Source organism: Acidovorax sp. KNOB132, from assembly GCF_057541515.1.
Genome location: NZ_BAAJYT010000367.1, coordinates 1 through 2780, shown reverse-complemented (window position 1 = coordinate 2780; position 2780 = coordinate 1). Strand labels below are relative to the sequence as shown.

Here is a 2780-nt window from a genome sequence, read left to right as displayed (position 1 = left end):
GGCGCGCTGCTCGGGCAGGAGCGGTGCGAGCGGCGCGGTGCGGGTCGGCGCCTGCGGCACCACCGGGGCGGCGGGCAGGGCCGGCAGCACGGGGGCGTCCGAGACGCTGCGCATCACGGTGCTGGGCGCGGGCTGCGTGGTCTGCTGCAGCGCGCGGATGGCTTCGTAGCGGTCGGTCATCACCGCGTCGCTGGTGGCCGCGTCGCGGATCACGAGCGGGCGCAGGAACACCATCAGGTTGGTCTTCCTGCGCGAGCGGTTCTCGTTGCGGAACAGGCCGCCCACCAGGGGCAGGTCGCCCATCAACGGCACCTTGTCCTGGCCGAGCGCGTATCGGTCTTCCAGCAGGCCGCCCAGCACGATCACGCTGCCGTCGTTCACCAGCACGGTGGATTCGATCGACCGCTTGCTGGTGGTGGGGCCGTTGGCGGAGGTGAGCGTGGCCGAGTCCACCTGCGAGACTTCCTGGTACAGCGTGAGCTTGACCTGACCGTTCTCGTTGATCTGCGGGCGCACGCGCAGCATCAGGCCCACGTCCTTGCGCTCGACGGTGGTGAACGGGTTGACGGTGCTGCTGCCGGTGCTGTTGGCGTAGGAGCCGGTCACGAACGGCACGTTGTTGCCATGATGATCTGGGCCTCTTCGTTGTCCAGCGTCATCAGGTTCGGGGTGGAGAGCACGTTGGCATCGCCCGTGTTCTCCAGGAAGTTGGCCAGCGCGCCCAGGTAGTAGTTGCCGTTGATGCGCGGCGCGACGGCCACGTTCAGGCCGTTGCCCAGGCTGCTGCCGCTGGAGGTGAGCGCCGAGGCGATGCTGGTCGAGTTGCCGCTGGCCGCCGCCAGGGCGAGGTTGATGATGTTGGAGCCGCCGCCCTGCGTGGAGTTGGTGCCGATCACGCCCACCGTGCCGCTGCCCGTGTTGCCCACCACGCTCTGCCACTGGATGCCGAACTCGGCCACCTTGTTGGCGGCGACTTCGACGATCAGGCTTTCCACCAGCACCTGGGCACGCCGGCCGTCCAGCTGGTCGATCACCGCGCGCAGCTGCCGGTACTGCGGCTCGGGCGCCGAGATGATGAGCGAGTTGGTCGTCGGGTCGGCCTGGATCTGCCCGCCGGTGGAAGGCTGGTTGCTGTTGGACGAGTTGCCCACGCTGCTGGCGTTGCTGCCCAGCCCGCCGCTGCTGCTGCTGCTCCCGCCGAACGTGGAGTTGTTGTTCATGGAGCTGCTGCCCCCGGTCTGCGACATGCCGCCCGTCAGCCCGGTCGAGCCCAGGCCCGAGCCGGTGGGCGCGCTGGAGGTGGTGCCCGAGCCCGAAGACCCGCTGCCCGTGGCCGCCGACAGCGCCGCGCGCAGCGTGGCCGCAAGCTTGGTGGCGTCGGCGTTCTTGAGGTACACCACATGGATGTTGCCGCCCGCGGCGCTGCTGCCGGGCGTGGCGGGCTGGTCGAGCTTTTGCACCAGCGACCGCACGAGCGCCAGGCGCGCCGGGTTGGCCGCGCGCAGGATGAGCGAGTTGCTGCGCGGCTCGGCCAGCAGCGTGGTGCGGAACGACGTGTCCGACTGCCCCTGGGCCACGGCCGGAACGGCCCCGGCGGCCGTGCCGCTGCCCTCCAGCAGGCGCGACACCAGCGGCGCCAGTTCGGTGGCCAGCGCGTTCTGCAGCGGGATCACTTCCACGTCGCTGGCGTTGGAGACATCCATGGCCGCCACGATGCGCGCCAGGCGCTGCAGGTTGTCGGCGTAGTCGGTGATCACCAGCGAGTTGTTGCCGGGGTTCACGTTGATCGTGTTGTTGGGGCTGATGAGCGGGCGCAGCACCGGCACCAGGTTGGCCGCGTTCTCGAAGTTGAGCTTGAAGATCTGCGTGACGATCTGCCCGCCGCCGCGCGTGCCGCCGAGGCCGCTTTCCGACACGTTCACGCTGCCGGCCTGCAGCTTGGCATCCGCCTCGGGCACGACCTTGTACAGGCCCGCGGCCTCCACCACCGTGAAGCCCTGCAGCCGCAGCGCGGCCAGGAATTGCTGGAAGGCGGCCGCGGGCGTCACCGCGCGTTCGGTCACCAGGGTGAGCTGGCCCTTCACGCGCGGGTCCACCACCACGTTGCGGCCGGTGATGGTGGCCATGGTGCGTGCCACGGCCTCGATCTCGGCGTTGGCGAAGTTCAGCGTGACCGGCTCGCCGGCGCGCACGCTGCTGGTGCCGGTACCCACGGCCGTCTGGGCCTGGAGCGTGCCGCCCGCGCAGGCCAGCAGGGCCCCTGCGGCCAAAGCGTGGAGTGCGAACCGCAGGCGTTGCGAAGTCAAGGAAGTCATAGGGTCAACCCACGGTGATGATGGAGCGCGCGCCGGTGCGCCGCCCGATGATATTGAGGAGATTGGCCAGCGCGCCCTCGCGCTCGGGCGCCGCGGTGGCCTCGCCGGTGAAGCGCAGGCGCTGGCCCACCCACTGGCCGTTGCCGGACAAGCGCAGCGCGCCGTCGAGCGTGGACAGCGCCAGGGTGGGCGCCTGCCCGCCCTGCAGCACCAGCCGGTAGCTGCCCATGGGGCGCAGCGTGGACAGGCGCGAGGACATGTCCAGCGCATCGACCTGCGCCTGCCCGTCCACCACGAGGCGGCCGGCGGACCAGTCGAACGAAAGGCTCTGCGTGCCCAGGGCCAGCTGGCCCTGCGGCTGCAGCGTGTTCCAGGGCGTGCCCAGGCCGGCCAGCACGGCGGCCGGCCACTGGCTGCGGCCGTCGGCCACGGTCACGCGGCACCGCCCCAGTGCGGGCGCAGCCG

1 protein-coding gene and 1 pseudogene are annotated in these 2780 nt (G+C 71.0%); both read right to left on the bottom strand.

The annotated features are described in order from the left end of the window. A pseudogene (gspD, locus tag AC27IO_RS22515) lies at positions 1–2315 on the bottom strand (type II secretion system secretin GspD); the annotation flags it as partial. A gap of 4 nt (positions 2316–2319) precedes the next feature. Next, positions 2320–2780 (bottom strand): type II secretion system protein N (gene gspN, locus AC27IO_RS22510; RefSeq protein WP_498740863.1); only part of this gene is annotated, 461 nt, incomplete at its 5' end.